Annotated in this window: 16 protein-coding genes; 15 read left to right on the top strand and 1 reads right to left on the bottom strand. The window is 56.0% G+C overall.

Translation table 11 applies throughout. From position 1 onward, the window contains the following. Window positions 1-74: 74 nt before the first annotated feature. The 7 genes from ahcY (at window position 75) to purL (ending at window position 8137) form a co-directional block, all read left to right on the top strand. Window positions 75-1382 (top strand): adenosylhomocysteinase, encoded by a 1308-nt coding sequence (ahcY, locus tag BLR44_RS18030; RefSeq protein WP_176956106.1) that lies wholly within the window; start codon window positions 75-77, stop codon window positions 1380-1382. An 81-nt stretch (window positions 1383-1463) separates the two neighbouring features. Then, window positions 1464-1856, top strand: coding sequence for a GtrA family protein (locus tag BLR44_RS18025; protein ID WP_176956105.1), 393 nt, complete (start codon window positions 1464-1466; stop codon window positions 1854-1856). 49 nt (window positions 1857-1905) lie between these two features. Beyond that, complete coding sequence (locus BLR44_RS18020) at window positions 1906-2643, top strand: hypothetical protein (protein ID WP_089684582.1); 738 nt, start codon at window positions 1906-1908, stop codon at window positions 2641-2643. A gap of 124 nt (window positions 2644-2767) precedes the next feature. Next, window positions 2768-3139, top strand: a complete 372-nt coding sequence (locus BLR44_RS18015; protein WP_089684580.1) for a BlaI/MecI/CopY family transcriptional regulator — start codon at window positions 2768-2770, stop codon at window positions 3137-3139. A 43-nt stretch (window positions 3140-3182) separates the two neighbouring features. After that, window positions 3183-4199, top strand: coding sequence for a sialidase family protein (locus BLR44_RS18010; RefSeq protein WP_089684578.1), 1017 nt, complete (start codon window positions 3183-3185; stop codon window positions 4197-4199). A 42-nt stretch (window positions 4200-4241) separates the two neighbouring features. Further along, the gene (locus tag BLR44_RS18005) at window positions 4242-5780 is read left to right on the top strand and encodes a M56 family metallopeptidase (protein WP_176956104.1); all 1539 of its coding nucleotides are present in this window, start codon (window positions 4242-4244) and stop codon (window positions 5778-5780) included. Between the two features lie 146 nt (window positions 5781-5926). Next, on the top strand, window positions 5927-8137 hold the full coding sequence (purL, locus tag BLR44_RS18000) for a phosphoribosylformylglycinamidine synthase subunit PurL (protein WP_089684574.1): 2211 nt from the start codon (window positions 5927-5929) through the stop codon (window positions 8135-8137). Here purL and BLR44_RS17995 read toward each other — a convergent pair. Further along, window positions 8134-8910 (bottom strand): biotin--[acetyl-CoA-carboxylase] ligase, encoded by a 777-nt coding sequence (locus BLR44_RS17995; protein WP_245706103.1) that lies wholly within the window; start codon window positions 8908-8910, stop codon window positions 8134-8136. The two genes, purL and BLR44_RS17995, sit on opposite strands and share 4 nt — an antisense overlap. A gap of 85 nt (window positions 8911-8995) precedes the next feature. On the opposite strand from BLR44_RS17995, the gene rsfS reads away from it, so the two are divergent. The 8 genes from rsfS (at window position 8996) to BLR44_RS17955 (ending at window position 17603) form a co-directional block, all read left to right on the top strand. Then, window positions 8996-9370, top strand: a complete 375-nt coding sequence (rsfS, locus tag BLR44_RS17990) for a ribosome silencing factor (RefSeq protein ID WP_262482298.1) — start codon at window positions 8996-8998, stop codon at window positions 9368-9370. 54 nt (window positions 9371-9424) lie between these two features. Beyond that, on the top strand, window positions 9425-11530 hold the full coding sequence (ftsH, locus tag BLR44_RS17985; RefSeq protein ID WP_089684570.1) for an ATP-dependent zinc metalloprotease FtsH: 2106 nt from the start codon (window positions 9425-9427) through the stop codon (window positions 11528-11530). A gap of 111 nt (window positions 11531-11641) precedes the next feature. Further along, window positions 11642-12406 (top strand): UDP-2,3-diacylglucosamine diphosphatase, encoded by a 765-nt coding sequence (locus BLR44_RS17980; protein WP_176956103.1) that lies wholly within the window; start codon window positions 11642-11644, stop codon window positions 12404-12406. Next, window positions 12403-13197 (top strand): NHL repeat-containing protein, encoded by a 795-nt coding sequence (locus BLR44_RS17975; protein ID WP_089684568.1) that lies wholly within the window; start codon window positions 12403-12405, stop codon window positions 13195-13197. Before BLR44_RS17980 ends, BLR44_RS17975 begins: the two co-directional genes overlap by 4 nt. Before the next feature lie 66 nt (window positions 13198-13263). Continuing rightward, window positions 13264-14802, top strand: a complete 1539-nt coding sequence (locus tag BLR44_RS17970) for a YifB family Mg chelatase-like AAA ATPase (RefSeq protein WP_089684565.1) — start codon at window positions 13264-13266, stop codon at window positions 14800-14802. A gap of 63 nt (window positions 14803-14865) precedes the next feature. Further along, a complete protein-coding gene (locus tag BLR44_RS17965) occupies window positions 14866-15576 on the top strand; it encodes a hypothetical protein (RefSeq protein ID WP_143017363.1) in 711 nt (236 codons plus the stop codon). A gap of 62 nt (window positions 15577-15638) precedes the next feature. Beyond that, the gene (locus tag BLR44_RS17960) at window positions 15639-16538 is read left to right on the top strand and encodes a TIGR01777 family oxidoreductase (protein WP_089684561.1); all 900 of its coding nucleotides are present in this window, start codon (window positions 15639-15641) and stop codon (window positions 16536-16538) included. Window positions 16539-16856: 318 nt separating this feature from the next. Next, the gene (locus BLR44_RS17955; protein ID WP_089684559.1) at window positions 16857-17603 is read left to right on the top strand and encodes an LOG family protein; all 747 of its coding nucleotides are present in this window, start codon (window positions 16857-16859) and stop codon (window positions 17601-17603) included. The last annotated feature ends 36 nt before the right edge of the window (window positions 17604-17639 follow it).

Raw genomic sequence — 17639 nt, 5'->3', positions numbered from 1 at the left:
TTGCTAATCCGGGCGTTTCTTGCCAAGCGACAAAATAAGTACCTTTGCAGGTAAACGCTGAAATTAAACAAGTTATGGTTGAAACGTATGTAAAGCACAAGGTCAAAGACCTGGCGCTGGCCGACTGGGGCCGTAAAGAAATTGAGCTGGCCGAGGCCGAGATGCCCGGCCTGATGGCGATTCGGGAAGAGTACGGTCCTTCGCAGCCATTGAAGGGAGCGCGCATTGCAGGCTGTCTGCACATGACGATCCAGACGGCGGTGTTGATCGAGACGTTGGTGGCGTTGGGTGCAGAAGTTACCTGGTCGTCGTGCAACATCTTCTCTACGCAAGACCATGCCGCTGCGGCCATCGCTGCGGCCGGAATTTCGGTCTACGCCTGGAAAGGCATGACGGAAGAAGAGTTCGACTGGTGCATCGAGCAAACGTTGTTCTTCGGCGAGGAGCGCAAGCCCCTGAACATGATCCTGGACGACGGCGGTGACCTGACCAACATGGTGTTGGACAAATACCCGGAACTGGTGAAAGACATCCGTGGGATTTCGGAAGAAACGACCACCGGCGTTATGCGTCTGTACGAGCGCATGCGGAAAGGTACACTGCCGATGCCGGCCATCAACGTAAACGACTCGGTTACCAAATCGAAATTCGATAACAAATACGGCTGTAAAGAATCGTGTGTAGACGCCATTCGCCGCGCTACCGACGTGATGATCGCCGGTAAAGTAGCGGTAGTGGCCGGTTACGGTGACGTGGGCAAAGGCTCGGCAGCCTCGCTGCGCGGTGCCGGTGCACGCGTAATTGTGACGGAAATCGACCCGATCTGCGCCTTGCAGGCCGCCATGGACGGCTACGAAGTGAAAAAGATGGAAAGTGCTGCACCGCGCGCCGACATCATCGTGACGGCAACAGGCAACAAGTCGATCCTGACCGAGAAGCATTTCCGGAAGATGAAAGACAAAACCATCGTCTGCAACATCGGGCACTTCGACAACGAGATCGACATGGCGTGGCTGAACAAAACCTACGGCAACACCAAAGTCGAAATCAAACCACAGGTCGATAAATACACCATCGACGGCACCGACATCATCGTGCTGGCCGAAGGCCGTCTGGTGAACCTGGGTTGTGCCACAGGCCACCCTTCGTTCGTCATGTCGAACTCGTTCTCGAACCAGACGCTCGCCCAGATCGAGCTCTGGAAAAACCACGAGAACTACGAAAACAAGGTGTATACGCTGCCGAAACACCTCGACGAGAAAGTGGCCGCCTTCCACCTGGCGAAAATCGGAGTGGAACTGGAAGAACTGACCGACGAGCAGGCCAGCTACATTGGCGTAGAGAAAAAAGGTCCGTTCAAAAGCGACCTGTACCGCTACTAGGTCTCGAACCGCCTGTATAGACTTGCATAGAAAAGCCTTCTGTGGTGACACAGAGGGCTTTTTCTGTATTATTGCGGCAACATGCGCCTACTGACCGAAGATTTATTCTATAAAATGCTCCGCTTCGCCGTGGTAGGCTTTTCGGGCGTTTTTATCGATTTCGGCATTACGTGGCTCCTGAAAGAGCAGTTGCGCATCCAGAAATACGTCGCCAACAGCGCGGGATTTCTGGCCGCTGCCACTTCCAACTACTACCTGAACCGCATCTGGACTTTTGCCAGCCAGGACCCGCACATCGCGCGGCAATACGGCCTCTTCATCGGGATTTCGGCCGTGGGGTTGTTGCTCAACAACTTCCTGATCTGGGTCCTGAACGACAAAATGCGTGTTCCCTTCTACATGGCCAAGCTACTGGCCATCGGTGCCGTTACGTTCTGGAATTTCGTTCTGAACTACTTCATTACGTTTCGCTGAATAACCCCGCTCCGCGCTGACTCGTTAGCTACAGAAACCTAGCTACGAGATGAATCGCATTTTTTACCTTCCACTTTCGATCTTATTCTTCTTTTCGGGGAACTTGTTTGCCCAGGCACTGGCCGATGCCGAAGCGGGGCTGGTCATGCCCACCTACAACGACATTCGCATTCCGGGCGACGGGGGAACGCTGTTCGACGCCAACGAGCAACTGAGCACCGGCCTGAAAGTATACTATCGTTTTCGGGCGGGGTATCGGTTCGGCGACCGGCACAACGTCTTCCTGCTGTTTGCGCCGTTACAGCTGACGTACACCGGTGCCTTTCGCCAGCCGATTGCCTACATGGGAAGCACCTTTGGTCCTGAGGAGCCTACGACGCTGACCTATGTCTTCAATTCGTACCGCCTTACCTACCGCTACGATTTTATCGAAAGCGACCGCATCCGGGCGGGGGCGGGCCTCACCGCCAAAATTCGCGACGCGTACATCGACGTGGCACAGGAAGGCCTCAGCGCCCGCAAAAGCAACGTCGGATTTGTGCCGCTGATCAACCTCTACTTCAACTGGCGGTTCGCCGAGCGGTTCGGGTTGCTGGTGGAAGGCGACGGACTGGCCTCGCCGCAGGGCCGGGCCTTCGATTTTGAGGTGGCGCTGCCCTTCCAGGTGACCGATCAGCTAACCGCCCGCATCGGCTACCGCTTTCTGGAGGGAGGTGCCGACAACGACGAGGTCTACAATTTTACACTTCTGCAATACGGCCTAGGGGCGCTTAGCTTGCGCTTCTGATTCGTTTACCCCTTTTGATAACCACATGCGTAAGACGCTCTTCGGGGCGTCTTTTTTTATGCATCGCAACAAAAAAACTAAGACCTTCGTTTTTAAACTAAAAAATTAGTTTTACCTTGTAAGCATGAAAGAATTAACCAAAGCCGAAGAAGAGATCATGCAGGTGCTCTGGCAGTTGGGGAAGGCCTTTGTCAAAGACATCATCGAAGAACTCCCCGAACCCAAGCCCGCGTACAACACGGTTTCGACCATCGTGCGCATTCTGGAGAAAAAGGAGTTCGTGGGTCACAAAGCCTATGGCAAAACGCACGAATACTTCCCGCGGATTGACCGCGACACGTACCGGAAGCAATTTCTCAAAAGCCTGATGGGCCGCTATTTCAACGGCTCGTTCCGCCAGATGGTCTCCTTTTTCGCCAAGGAAGAAAACCTCAGCCTGAAGGAAGTCGACGAACTGATGCGCTACCTAAAGGACGACATCCAACCGGAAGAGTAGCGACTTTAGCCACATCACGGTTACCACTTCCTGAACAATAGCCATGAAATCGCCTCTATCCCTGTTACTTATTGCCAACGTAGTTTTCTTCCTGGAAGCGCCTCCTGCACAGAAACAGGAAAGGGCCGTCCGCCAGGCTGGTACATCTGTGGAGAAGCAAGGCCTCGCAAAAGAGAGGAAGCAGGGGATTGAACGGGGACTCATCTACTTCTCGACCGACGATGGCGCAACCTGGACAAATCACAGCAAAGGATTACCTAAAGCATTGCACCTGAGCGACATGGCAGCTTCGGAAGCGTGGCTCGGAGTCACTACACAAGAACACGGGCTTTTCTTGTACGATTTTCGACGGCATGTCTGGCAACCCACCCCTACGCTCCCGGAGACGAAGCACAAACTGGATGCTCTTGCCTTCTATCACGACAGTTTTTTTGTCGGCACTCAGGGGAGTGGCGTCTTTCTCTCAACTGACGAGGGACAGTCGTGGAAACCCTATAACCAGGGCCTTAGCAATCTGACAATCCGGCGGTTTACAGAAATCGATCATCAGTTATTCGTTGGGACAAACGAAGGGTTGTACGTACTGGATGCGGCCAAGCACGAATGGCGGGCGGTGTATCGTACTCCTCATCTGCAAGTCAACGGCATCACGGCCCTGGATGGCGAGTTCTACATCGGCACCAATCAAGGTGCTTTCAAATCTGATCAACACCGGAAACAGTGGCAGCCTATCATGGCGGATCGTGCGTTGCACAACATCAGTACAGATGGTCATACACTTTATGCCTTGGCCTATAACGAGTTGTTCACGTCGGACGACCAAGGACTTACCTGGATCAGCGCACAAAAGGGATTACCCGACGGACTCTATACCTTCCAGGTAAAGCGGAGCCATCAGGCCGTACTGGCTGGCCAGTGGGACGGCGTGTACAAGCGAAGCGCAGTCACCGGTTGGACGCCCTCTAGCCGAGGCATGCCCCTCCGATTCCCTGTTACTGAATTGATTGTACATCAGAACCTCGTGGTTGCCAGTAGTTCCAGTTGGTCGCCTCACGAGTAAAATTCATTGCCCTGTTTTCCCGAACACCTCATGCACGAAACCATGAATCCATTCCTCACTTACTTACTGGAAGCCAGCTTTTGCCTGGTTGTGTGGTACGGCGTCTACGGCCTGCTGTTTCGCAGGGCCACGCATCTGGGCTTCAACCGCTTCTTTCTGCTGGGCGCGACGGTGCTCTCGGTCGGGTTGCCCCTGATCCACGTCTCGTGGCCGGCGGCGTTCGCAGGCGATGTAGCGGCACCGATGTTTCTGGAACGCGTGTCGGCCCAGGCCCAGCGGCTCTGGCTCCCTGAAGTGCAGATTTCGGCGACGCGCACCGGGTTGCCGCTGCCTTCCCCAGCGGCCCTCGGGTGGGGGATTTACCTGGCGGGCATGCTGGGCAGTGCGGCCTTCTTGGTGTACCGTACCGCGAAGGTGCTTGCCTGCATCCGACGGGGCCGCCAAACGCAAGCGACCGATTACCGGGTCGTGCAGCTGGCTGACCACCTTCCTACGTTTTCGTTCTTCCGTTACCTGTGTCTGGCCCCCGCGCCCGACCTGGACGAAGCGTCACAGCGCGCCCTGATCGCCCACGAGGAGGCCCACATCCGGGGACTTCATTCCTGGGACGTGCTGGGGCTCAACCTCGTCAAGATTTGCTTCTGGTTTCACCCTGCGGTCTACCTCATCGAACGCGACCTGCGCGAGTTGCACGAGTTCATCGCCGATCGCCGTACGGTTGCCTCCCAATCGCCGACCTCCTACGCGCGCCTGCTGGCACAACAGGCCCTGGCCGGCGCGGGCCTCTCGCTTACCCACTCGTTTCATCAATTTCATATCAAACAAAGAATCACCATGTTACAGAAAAATCATGTTCCCCTGGCCTGGTGGAAAGGCGCGGCCGCAGTGGCCATCGCCCTGACCCTCGGTGTCCTGGTGAGCTGCGAACAAGACAGCACCGCGTCGGCCGAACCCACCGCTGCAACTACCATCGCTCAGATGGACGAAGAAGCCATCAACCAGGAACTAACCCGGTACAAAGAAAAGTACGGTGAGGAGATTGAGTATTTCACAATCCCCGACGCCAAGCTGCGCGAATTGGGCGTTGCGCTTCCGGAAGCGACGCCCGCAGACAAGCAAAACATCCGGGCGCTGTTCGACCGGCTGCATGAACTCGATCAGCAAAACGCGCTGAATCAATCGCCCAGCGACGAAGTCTTTCTGGTTGTGGAAGAGCAACCTGCCCCCGTCGGTGGCATGGAGGCAGTCACCAGCTACTTGCAGGAAAACCTCGCTTACCCCGCCCAGGCCCGTCGGATGGGCATCGAAGGGCGCGTATTCGTGGAATTCATCATTGAGAAAGACGGGACGATCTCCAACGTGAAATCCGTCAAAGGCATTGGCGCGGGCTGCGACGCCGAGGCGGTGCGTGTGGTCAGCGAGATGCCCAACTGGAATCCCGGCAAGCAAAGCGGCCAGGCCGTGAAGGTGAAGATGGTACTGCCGATTATGTTTAAGCTAGACGACAAAACCTCGTCTTTGTTCTCCCACCCTACCCGCAGTTTCCTCCCATTATCGCTCCTGCCCAAGGATCAGTGCTGATCGTCCTCCTTGTGCATATAACAAGGCAGCCTCCGCCGGGGGCTGCCTTTTTTCGGTCTGAGGTGTGCGGTTGCAGATTAATCCGGGTGGCGGCCATTCCATTTTTACTTTTGGGTTAGTTTTGCGGCTGAAATCCAATTCTTCTCATGCCTGTACAAGACCTGCCGACCGTCGACACCGCCCAGCAACTGGGCCTCCTGCCCGAAGAATACGACCGCATCTGCGAAATTCTGGGACGCCAGCCCAATTTCACGGAACTGAGCATTTTCTCGGTGATGTGGTCCGAACACTGTTCGTACAAAAACTCGATTGTGTGGCTCAAAACCCTGCCGCGCGACTCAGAGCGGATGCTGGCGAAAGCGGGAGAAGAAAACGCCGGACTGGTCGACATTGGCGACGGGCTGGCCTGCAGTTTCAAAATCGAATCGCACAACCACCCGTCGGCGCTGGAACCATACCAGGGCGCCGCGACGGGCGTAGGCGGCATTAACCGCGACATTTTCACAATGGGCGCGCGGCCCGTGGCGCAACTCAACTCGCTGCGCTTCGGCGATCCGAAAAAAGCCCGGACCCAATGGCTGATTAAAGGCGTGGTGAAAGGCATCGGCGACTACGGTAATGCGTTCGGCATCCCGACCGTGGGCGGCGAAATTTACTTCGACGACTGCTACCACGTCAATCCGCTGGTCAACGCCTTTTCGGCGGGCATCGTGAAAACGGACATGACGGCCAGCGCCACCTCGTACGGCGTGGGCAATCCGGTGTTCATCGTCGGCTCGGCCACGGGCAAAGACGGCATTCACGGGGCGGCCTTCGCCTCGAAAGACATCACGGAAGACTCCGCGAAAGATTTGCCTTCGGTACAGGTCGGCGATCCGTTCATGGAGAAGCTTTTGCTGGAAGCCACGCTCGAAGTACTGGCCACCAAACAGGTGATCGGCATTCAGGACATGGGCGCGGCGGGCATTATTTGCTCCACGTCAGAAATGAGCGCCAAGGGTGAACACGGCATGGACATCTGGCTCGACAAAGTACCGATGCGGCAGGAAGGCATGGTACCGTTCGAAATCCTGCTGTCGGAATCGCAGGAGCGGATGCTGATCGTGGTGAAGAAAGGTGCCGAGGCCGAAGTCAAAGCCATCTTCGACAAGTGGGACCTGAACTGCGCGCAGATCGGCGTGGTGACCGACACCAAACGCCTCAAGTTTCACATGCACGGCGAACTGGTGGCCGACGTACCGGCCCACGACCTCGTGCTGGGTGGCGGCGCGCCGGTGTACCACCGCGAGTACCGCGAACCGGCCTACTACCAGGAGTTCAAGAAATTTGACATCGATGCGGTGGCCGAACCGACCGACTATCCGGCCGTGGCACGGCACCTGCTGTCGCACCCCAACATCTGCTCGCGCAACTGGGTCAGCCAACAGTACGACTCGATGGTCGGCACCGACAACATGAGCACCAACCAACCGTCGGACGCGGCCGTGGTGCGCATCAAAGACACCAACAAGGCCATCGTCATCACGGTCGACTGCAACTCGCGCTACGTCAACGCCGACCCCGAAGAAGGATGCGCCATCGCCGTGGCCGAAGCGGCCCGCAACATCGTGTGCAGCGGCGGCGAGCCGGTTGCCATCACCAACTGCCTCAACTTCGGCAATCCGTACGTTCCGGAGGTTTACTGGCAGTTTGTGTCGGCCATCAAAGGCATGAAAAAAGGCTGCGAGCAGTTTAATACGCCCGTAACGGGCGGCAACGTCAGCTTCTACAACCAGTCGTCGGACGAAGGGCCGGTGTTCCCCACGCCAACCATAGGGATGCTGGGTTTGATGGACGACGTAGCCAACCGCATGACGCTCCATTTCCGCGAAGCCGGTGACCTGATCTACCTGATTGGTACGCCGAAAAAGGACCTCGCCAGCTCCGAATACCTGTATTCATACCACAAGGTGAAAAAATCGCCGGCCCCGGCGTTCGACCTTCAAGAGGAATACGACGTGCAGGCGGCAATCAAAAGCCTAATTCAGCAGAAGTTGATCCGGTCGGCGCACGATGTATCGGACGGCGGGCTGTTCGTGGCGCTGGCCGAAGCGGCCATGCCGGGCCAGCTTGGCTTTACGGTAGAAAACAAAACGGACTTGCGCGGCGACATCTTTTACTTCGGCGAGAGCCAGAGCCGGGTGGTGGTATCGGTCAAGCGCGAACACAAGGAAGCGTTCGAAGCCGCAGTCGGTGTCGCGTATCAGTGGCTGGGGCAAGTGACCCCAACGGGTTTTGTGTTGGACGGAAAGGTGTGGCTGAGTACCGAAGAAGCCATCGACCTGCACGAAAGCACGCTGCCCTCGCTGCTACGCTAGTCCAGAAATTCGATCTCCTTCATGCCAAAACGGCGGAGTTGGGTCTCTTCGCGGATCACCAGATGTCCCTGCGGAGAAACGCCTACTACTTCGCCCGCAAATGTGCGCCCGTCGGTCTCCCGAAACCGATGCACTTCCTGATAGCGGTACAGGTGCCGCAGGTAGTGCGCCCGGAGCGTATCGCGCTGTCCGTTTCGCAACTGGAGGTACTGCCGCTCCACGCCCTGCACTACGCTTTGCAGCACTTCTTCCCGATCCCAGGCCGTGCCCGTGAGCAGAAACAGAGAAGTCGCCTTCGCCACGGCAAAATTTGCTTGGTTGACATTCAAACCAATTCCGGCTATCGTGTGTTGAAGAGAGACCTGACGGACGGTGTTTTCCAACAGCAGGCCGCCTAGTTTCTGATCCTGGTAGTAAATGTCGTTGGGCCATTTGACGGACAGCGCTGCCGGGTCGAGCGCCGGGTGGTCCAAACGGGCCAGCCCTTCGCGTACACCTACGGCTACGGCCATGCTTAGTAGAAACTGTTCGTCGGCACGCAAAAAGGTAGGCAGCAGCACCACCGAAAACGTCAGGTTCTGGTTCGCGGCCGACTCCCACTGGTTGCCCCGCTGCCCCCGCCCGGCGGTCTGGTGATCGGTGCTGATGAGGGTTCCTTCAAAGGCCTTTCCCTGTTGGAGCAATAGCGCGCATTCGTCATTCGTTGAGTGACAAGATGGCAGATTCAGGCGATGGTGACCGATAAATACCGTATTGGCGGGAATATTGTTCAAGGTTATCTGACCTTTTTTAAGTTATTTGCAAAAAGACCTCTTTGGGAGATCTCCATGCCTTTTTTCCACTAACAAGTTCACATTATTGACTACGTCACAAAAACCGCAGACCAGCCAACAACTCGCCGAGTTGATTGTACAGGGAATGCAAGATAAGAAAGCCTCCCAGATCACCATTCTCGACCTGCGCCACGTGGGCAATGCCGTGGCAGATTATTTTGTGATCTGCTCCGGAAATTCCGATACACAGGTAGACGCCATCACCGATTCGGTACAGGAATTGGTTTACAAAGCCACTAAAGAACAGCCCTGGCATGTGGAAGGAAAAACCAACCGGGAATGGATTTTGATTGATTACGCCGACGCGGTGGCGCACGTTTTCCGCAAAGACAAACGGCAATTCTACGATCTGGAGCACCTTTGGGGAGACGCCCGCGTTACGCATATCGAAACAGAATAATTCGTCCGGGGTTTCTCCTGTTGTTGTAACTTTGATATTCAATACTAAGAGTCGATGAGCGATAGAAATAGAAAGAAAAAGTTTTTACCAAATCCACCACAAAAACCCAATTATCAGATCTGGATCATTGCGGCGTTGGTGTTACTGATTTTTGGCGTGTCGTGGTTGAACCGCTCAACGTCGACCATCGAAATTACGCAACGTCGTTTCGAAAACATGTACCTGAGCGGCGATGTCAAGAAAGTCGACATCATCAACCGCGAGATTGTGGAGGTCACCCTGAAAGACTCCGCCCTGGAAAACGAAAAGTACCGGAAAGAGCTTTCGGAAAGCCGTCCGTTTGCGTTGTACCAGGGGCCGCACTACAGCTTCCGGGTCGATCTGGAGACGTTCCTAGCCGATTACGGCAAACTGGAAGCTCAGGTCCCGCCCGACCAGCAAATCGGGTATCGTCTCGAAGTACGCCATAACCTGACGGAACAGTTTTTCACCTGGGGCATTTTCCTCCTGTTGTTGTTTGGCTTCTGGTTCCTGATGCGGCGGATGACGACCGGCGGGGCCGGCGGGCAGATCTTCAACATCGGCAAATCGCGAGCGGCGCTGTTCGATGCCGAAAACAAAGTTAAGATCACCTTTGCCGATGTAGCGGGGCTGGAAGAAGCCAAAGAAGAGGTGAAAGAGATTGTGGATTTTCTGCAAGCGCCTGGCAAGTTCACCAAACTTGGGGGTAAAATCCCGAAAGGTGCGTTGCTGGTAGGCCCTCCCGGAACCGGGAAAACCCTGTTGGCCAAGGCCGTTGCCGGCGAAGCGGGCGTTCCGTTCTTTTCGCTGTCGGGTTCCGACTTCGTAGAAATGTTCGTCGGTGTCGGGGCCGCGCGGGTGCGTGACCTGTTCAAGCAGGCGAAAGAGAAAGCACCGTGTATCATCTTCATTGACGAGATCGACGCCATTGGCCGCTCGCGGGGCAAAGGGCAGATGCCCGGCTCGAACGACGAACGGGAAAATACGCTGAACTCGCTGCTGGTTGAGATGGACGGCTTCGCAACCGACTCGGGTGTTATCATCCTGGCGGCAACAAACCGCCCCGACATTCTGGACTCGGCCCTGCTGCGCCCCGGTCGTTTCGACCGTCAGATTTCGATCGACAAGCCCGACATCGTGGGGCGTGAGGCGATCTTCCGGGTACACATGAAGCCGCTGAAGCTTGCGTCCGACATCGATGCCAAGAAGATCGCGGCTCAGACGCCGGGCTTTGCCGGTGCCGAAATCGCCAACGTGTGTAACGAAGCGGCGCTGATTGCTGCCCGTCGCAACAAGGACCGGATCGACATGCAGGATTTTCAGGATGCAATCGACCGGGTGATTGGTGGGCTGGAGAAGAAAAACAAAATCATCTCGCCCGAAGAAAAAGAGATCGTGGCGTATCACGAAGCCGGTCACGCCGTGGCGGGCTGGTTCCTGGAGCACGCCGATCCGTTGGTCAAGGTGAGCATCGTGCCGCGTGGGGTGGCCGCGCTGGGTTACGCGCAGTACCTGCCCAAAGAGCAGTTCCTTTATACCACCGAGCAGCTTCTGGACGAAATGTGCATGGCACTGGGCGGTCGCGCCGCCGAAGACATCATTTTCGGTAAAATCTCAACCGGTGCGCTCAGCGACCTGGAGCGGATCACCAAGATGGCGTATGGCATCGTGACGATGTACGGCATGAACGATAAAATCGGCAATGTGTCGTACTACGATTCCAAGCAGTCGGAATACAACTTCAACAAGCCTTATTCGGAAGACACGGCACGTACGATCGACGAAGAAGTGCGGAAGATTATCAGTGCCGCTTACGAGCGCACCAAGCAGCTTCTGCTCGACAAGCGCCACGAACTGGAAACCGTAGCGCAGGAGTTGTTGAAGCGGGAAATCATCTTCCAGAACGACCTGGAGAAACTGATTGGCAAACGTCCGTTCGCGCACCAGACCAACTACCAGAAATTCACCGAAGGGCTCACCGGAAGTGAGTCGGCCGGACATCCGCCCACGCCTTCGTTGGTCAATGGTCACAAGAAAGAAGAAGAGGGCGCTGAAAAAAAATCAGAAGAAAACGAAAAAAATAGCGCCGACGATGAAACTTCTCAGGATGCTTCTTCCGTAAAAGCTACTAAAGAGTAAGCAGTAATCGTTTGAGCAGATCAGGCAAATGTTTTTAAAAACTTTTGCCTGATTTTTTTTTGGTTTTTATTCTACGCTCGTCACCCCCACCCCCCTTCGTATATTTGCCGGATGGTATCGCTCGTTCTGCCTGCGGATAAAAAAGCTTATTTCGTTTCCGATTTTCATTTGGGGGCTCCCACGCCCCACCAAAGCCGCCTTCGCGAACGGAAGGTCGTCGCCTGGCTGGAACAGGTGCAGGCCGACGCGGGCGTAATCTTTCTGATCGGCGACCTGTTCGATTTCTGGTTCGAGTATCGGCACGCCATTCCCAAAGGCTTTACCCGCTTTCTGGGCAAACTGGCCGAACTGGCCGATGCGGGCATCGACCTGCGAATCTTCACGGGCAACCACGACATGTGGATGGCGGGCTATTTTCAGGAAGAATTCGGGCTGGAGCTGTACCGCCAACCGCGCCAGTTTCTGCTCAACGATAAAAAATTCCTGATCGGTCATGGCGATGGCCTGGGTCCCGGCGACGGGCGTTACAAAATCATCAAGCAGCTGTTTCAGGCCAAACCGCTCCAACACCTGTTCCGCTTTATTCACCCCGATGTAGGCATGCAAATTGCCCACACGTGGTCGCGTAGTAGCCGGAAGAAGAATCAGGAAAAAGACCTGCAGTTTCTGGGCGACGACGAGTGGCTGCTGGCTTATTGCCGCCAGGTCGAAGCCCGCGAGCACCACGACTATTACGTATTCGGGCACCGTCACTTGCCTCTCGACCTCGACGTGACGCCGGACAGTCGCTACATCAACACCGGCGAGTGGCTTCAGGCCTGCACGTATGCGGAATTTGACGGCAAGGCGTTAGCGCTGAACTACTACCAGCCATGAAACATGCCTTTTGGGTAAGCTTCTTGTGGACCCTGGTGCTGGCCGCCCAGGAACCGACGCTGATCGGCAGTGCACCGGTAGGCAAGGTACAGCACGCTTCACTGGACCGGAACGGCAACCTCTACCTCACCGACGCCAAGGGCAACGTCAGTCAATACGACTCGACCGGGCATTTCGTCCTGGGGTATTCGCCGCAGCAGATTGCCGTTCCCACTGCGCTCGAAGCGTGGCCGACCCTGCGCATTTTCGTTTTCTACCGTGATTTCCAGGAATTTGTCTACCTCGATCGCTTTCTGCGCGATTCGCCGCGGTACCGTTTTTCGCCCGAAGCGGTGGGCTTTGCGCAGGCCGCCACTCCCTCGTCCGACAATCTGCTCTGGGTGTTCGATAACCAAAACTTCGCGTTGCTCAAGTACAACCCCCAGACTGAAAAAGCGCTGTTCACCACGCCGTTGGATCTGCAACTTTTTGGTGCGGATTACAACATCACGTTCATGCGCGAGTACCAGAATCAACTTTTTGTGTGCGACCGGCAGGGCGGCATTCTGGTGTTCGACAACCTGGGGAACTACAAAAAGAAACTACCCATCAAAACCGCCTGGGTGGGTTTTCGCAACGAAGAACTCTACTATGTTGATCAACAGGAACTGGTGTTTTACAACCTGTACACCCTGCGCGAACGGCGCGTGGCCCTCCCGCTCGGCATGACCCCGGAGCTGACAATGGCAGCCGATCAGCGTCTGTTCCTTTTTTCCAATCAACAAGTACACATCTACCGTTTATTGGAATAAGCACGGCATTCCTCTGCAATTTTTCCTAATTTCATCGCCATTTTAACGAGGAACCAGCGCGGATTCATGTTAGCAAAAACCTACGGAAGTGCGGTGTATGGCGTAGATGCCTTTACGGTCACCATTGAGGTGAACGTGACGGGCGGCACCAAGTATTATATGGTTGGGCTGCCCGATAATGCGGTAAAAGAAAGTTTGCAGCGGGTCGAGTCGGCCATTCGCCATTACGGCTACCGGATGCCCCGCCAACGCATCGTGGTCAACCTGGCACCGGCCGACATCCGAAAGGAAGGATCGGCCTACGATCTGCCCATTGCACTGGGCATTCTGCGCGCCTCCGAACAGATCGAGGCCCCCGCGCTCGAACAGTACGTCGTTATGGGCGAACTGTCGCTCGACGGGGTATTGCGTCCCGTCAAAGGCGTGCTGCCCATTGCCGTGGAGGCGCGTCGCCAGAAATACAAAGGGTTTATCCTGCCGAAGGAAAATGCGTCGGAAGCGGCCATTGTCAACAACCTCGACGTCATTGGGGTAGAGACGATCCGCGAAGCGATTGAGTTCCTGGAAGGCACACGCGACATTGCACCGCTGGTTTCCGACACACGCGAACTCTTTTTCAACCAACTGAACGACTACGCCGCCGATTTCTCTGACGTGCAGGGTCAGGAAAACATCAAACGGGCCTTGGAAATTGCGGCGGCGGGTGGGCACAACGTCATCATGATCGGCCCGCCCGGAGCCGGAAAAACCATGCTGGCCAAACGGCTGCCCTCCATCCTCCCCCCGCTAACGCTCCACGAAGCCTTGGAAACCACGAAGATCCACTCGGTGGCCGGGCGGCTCTCGACCGATGCGTCCCTGATTTCGACACGGCCGTTTCGTGCGCCGCACCATACCATCTCGGACGTAGCCCTGGTGGGCGGTGGCGGCATTCCACAACCCGGCGAAATTTCGCTGGCACACAACGGCGTTCTGTTTCTCGACGAACTTCCCGAATTCAAACGCACGGTTCTGGAGGTGATGCGTCAGCCGCTGGAAGAGCGACGCGTGACCATTTCGCGGGCCAAAATCAGCGTCGATTTTCCCGCCAATTTTATGCTTATCGCCAGCATGAACCCCTGCCCCTGTGGCTATTACAACCATCCGGAAAAAGAGTGCGTCTGCGCGCCCGGTGTGGTGCAACGTTACCTGAACAAGGTCAGCGGCCCCCTGCTGGACCGGATCGACCTGCACGTAGAAGTCACGCCCGTGTCGTTCGACGAGATGACAGCCACCCGCAAAGCTGAGTCGAGCGAGCAGATCCGCGATCGGGTCATCCGGGCACGGACGCAGCAACAGGAACGGTTCCAGGGACATAAGGACGTGTTTTCCAACGCCATGATGCCCTCGCAACTGGTTAAGGAAGTGTGTGTGATCAACCAGGCGGGTCGTACGCTGCTCAAAACCGCCATGGAGCGCCTGGGGCTGTCGGCACGGGCCTATGACCGCATTTTGAAAGTGTCGCGCACCATTGCCGACCTGGCCGATAGCGAAGACATCAAGATCGAACACCTGGCCGAAGCCATCCAGTACCGCAGTCTGGACCGCGAAGGATGGGCTGGCTGATAGTAATCGCAGAAAATCAGTAGCTTGCGCGTACGAGTCACTACGCAGCAACGTTATTCTTCCGTGCGATTTCTCCTCCTCCTGGCGCTAACTCTCCTGATGCTGCCCGCCGCAGCGCAACCGCCTGATCGTTTTTACTCGGCCGGCCTGGGCTTTGGCCTGCAACTGCCTCGGGCACAACCTTCATTGTTCAGCCGGAGCCTCCAGTTGGGCTACGGGTGGGAATACGATCCTTCGTACTACCTGCAAACGCATCTGGCGATGGAGCGCGCGACCGGCCGTGACCGCGACGCAGGGCTCTACACCCGCGCCACCAACTACAAGCTGGGCGGCAGCGCCGGCATCAACCTCACGCGCATTTTCTCCAATACGCTCTACGACGCTGAAGACCACGTGATGTTCTGGTACGGTACGTTTTACGCCGGGATGGTCTACTCGCGCATCACCCCTACACCGACCGAAAATTTTCCTGGCGTGCAGAAACGGTCGATCTTTTATCCCGAATTGGGGCCGGGCGGCGGGGTCAACATCGGTCTGAACGAGCGCATGGAAGTCTATGTGCTACTGCATTACCTGATCAGCGTCGTACGCAACCCAACCGGCTACTACGACGCCTCGCTTGACAAAGACCCGGTCATGCATCAGTTTCTGCTGACGGCTACCTTCCGGGGATTGCTGGGCGACCCGCAGCAGAAAGACAAGCGGAACTGGAACCGCATCCGCTACCGTCGTCACTGGAAAGAATTTGGCGACAAACGGACCAAAGACCGCTGATCGCGTCGGCAGGGGGTATACTTCTGCTCCCGCCCTGCGTACTCTTCACAAAAGCTCCCATTATGAATGTACTGATAACCGGCGGCACCGGCCTGATCGGCCGCCGCCTGACCACTCTACTCCAGGAAGCCGGTCACCACGTCATGCACCTGAGCCGGAGTGCTCACTCTTATGAAGTGCCCACGTACCGGTGGCAGCCCGAACGCGGCTTTGTCGAACAGGCCGCTCTGCAACAGGCGCATGCCCTGGTACACCTGGCCGGGGCCAATGTGGGCGAAGGCTGGTGGACCGACCAACGCAAAAAAGAAATCATCAGCAGCCGGGTACAATCGGCCGCCGTGCTGCACAACGCCCTGGCTACTACGCCCCATACCGTACGCAGTTTTATCAGCGCTTCGGGCATTAGCATCTACGGAAAAAATACGGGCGACCGCTGGGTGGCCGAGGACGCCCCGGCCGCCAACGACTTTCTTGCCTACGTCGTTCAGCGCTGGGAAGCCGCCGCCGACTCGTTCAAAAGCCTGGGAATGCGGGTGGTCAAGCTGCGCATCGGAATTGTGCTGAGCAACGAAGGCGGCGCACTGCCGCAACTCGCGCTGCCTGTACGCCTGGGCGCGGGTGCCCCGCTGGGTTCGGGCGACCAGTACATGCCGTGGATTCACCTCGACGACCTCTGCCGACTTTTTATCATGGCGCTTGAAAACGACCAGATGCAGGGTGTCTACAACGCCGTAGGACCCGAACCGGTGACCAATACCGCCATGACGCAGGCCATCGCGAAGGTGTTGCACCGCCCCCTCTGGGCACCGGCCATTCCCGCGTTTGCGCTCCGCACCGTACTGGGCGAGAAGGCCGACATCGCGCTGTCGGGCAATCGCGTCTCCAATCAGAAGATCGCTGACCTCGGCTTCACCTACCAGCATCCTGATTTAACCGAAGCCTTGCGTAACCTTCTTGCCTGACAGGAGTATAAAAGCATTAGTCACGAAGAACGTAAGTTTTTCTACAGAAAATGCAGGAAGGGAGTCGGGTTCTTACAAAACCCTTTGCTCCCGGGAGGCTTATCTTTACGGCTGTAAACAACCTAGTAGCGGGTATCGTCGAACATAGGTTTTGTGCGATAACGTGTTGAACATGAAGGGTGTAATACAATTGGGATGTTTGTCTCTTTTTCGGTTTTCCGATAGTTTTGCGGTCGGCAACTCTGACGATGCAGGACGTACATGGATCACGTTCCTGCATTTTTCACGAAAAAATGCCTCCATTTAACCAGCAGGGGTATGCCCGATTCGAACTATAAGAAGACCGAAACAAAGCTTAGCGAAGAAGAAAACCGGATCCGACTGGCGTTCCAGGATCGCGATTGGAACGAGATAAAGAGTGCTGATTCGTGGGCGATCTTCAAAATCATGTCCGAGTTTGTGGAAGGTTTTGAGAAGCTTGCCAAGATTGGCCCCTGCGTTTCCATCTTCGGGTCGGCGCGTACCAAACCTTCCCACCCGTACTACAAAATGGCCGAAGAAATCGCGGCCAAACTGGTACGGCACGGCTATGGCGTTATCACAGGCGGCGGGCCGGGCATTATGGAAGCTGGTAACAAAGGTGCTCATGAACAGGGAGGTAAGTCCGTGGGACTCAACATCCAACTCCCGTTCGAGCAGTTCAATAATATCTACATCGATCGGGACAAGCTCCTGAATTTCGATTACTTCTTTGTTCGCAAAGTGATGTTCATCAAGTATGCCCAAGGGTTTGTGGTAATGCCCGGTGGCATGGGTACCCTTGACGAACTCTTCGAAGCAATTACCCTGATTCAGACCCGTAAAATCGGGCGCTTCCCCATCGTGTTGGTGGGTCGTAAATTCTGGGATGGCCTCTTTCAGTGGATTGAAGAAATCGTGCTGAAAGAGGAACACAACATCAACCCCGAAGACCTGGAATTGGTAAATCTTGTAGATACTCCCGAAGAAGCGGTGAAAGTTATCGACGATTTTTACTCGAAATACCTACTACAGCCCAACTTCTAGACTGCCTCTTACAATTACCCCGCGGCCCTTTCCACC

The sequence above is a fragment of the Catalinimonas alkaloidigena genome (genome assembly GCF_900100765.1).
GTDB classification, from domain to species: Bacteria; Bacteroidota; Bacteroidia; order Cytophagales; family Flexibacteraceae; genus Mooreia; species Mooreia alkaloidigena.
Note: the sequence above shows the minus strand (reverse complement) of the source record. Positions and strands in the feature narration are given on the sequence as shown.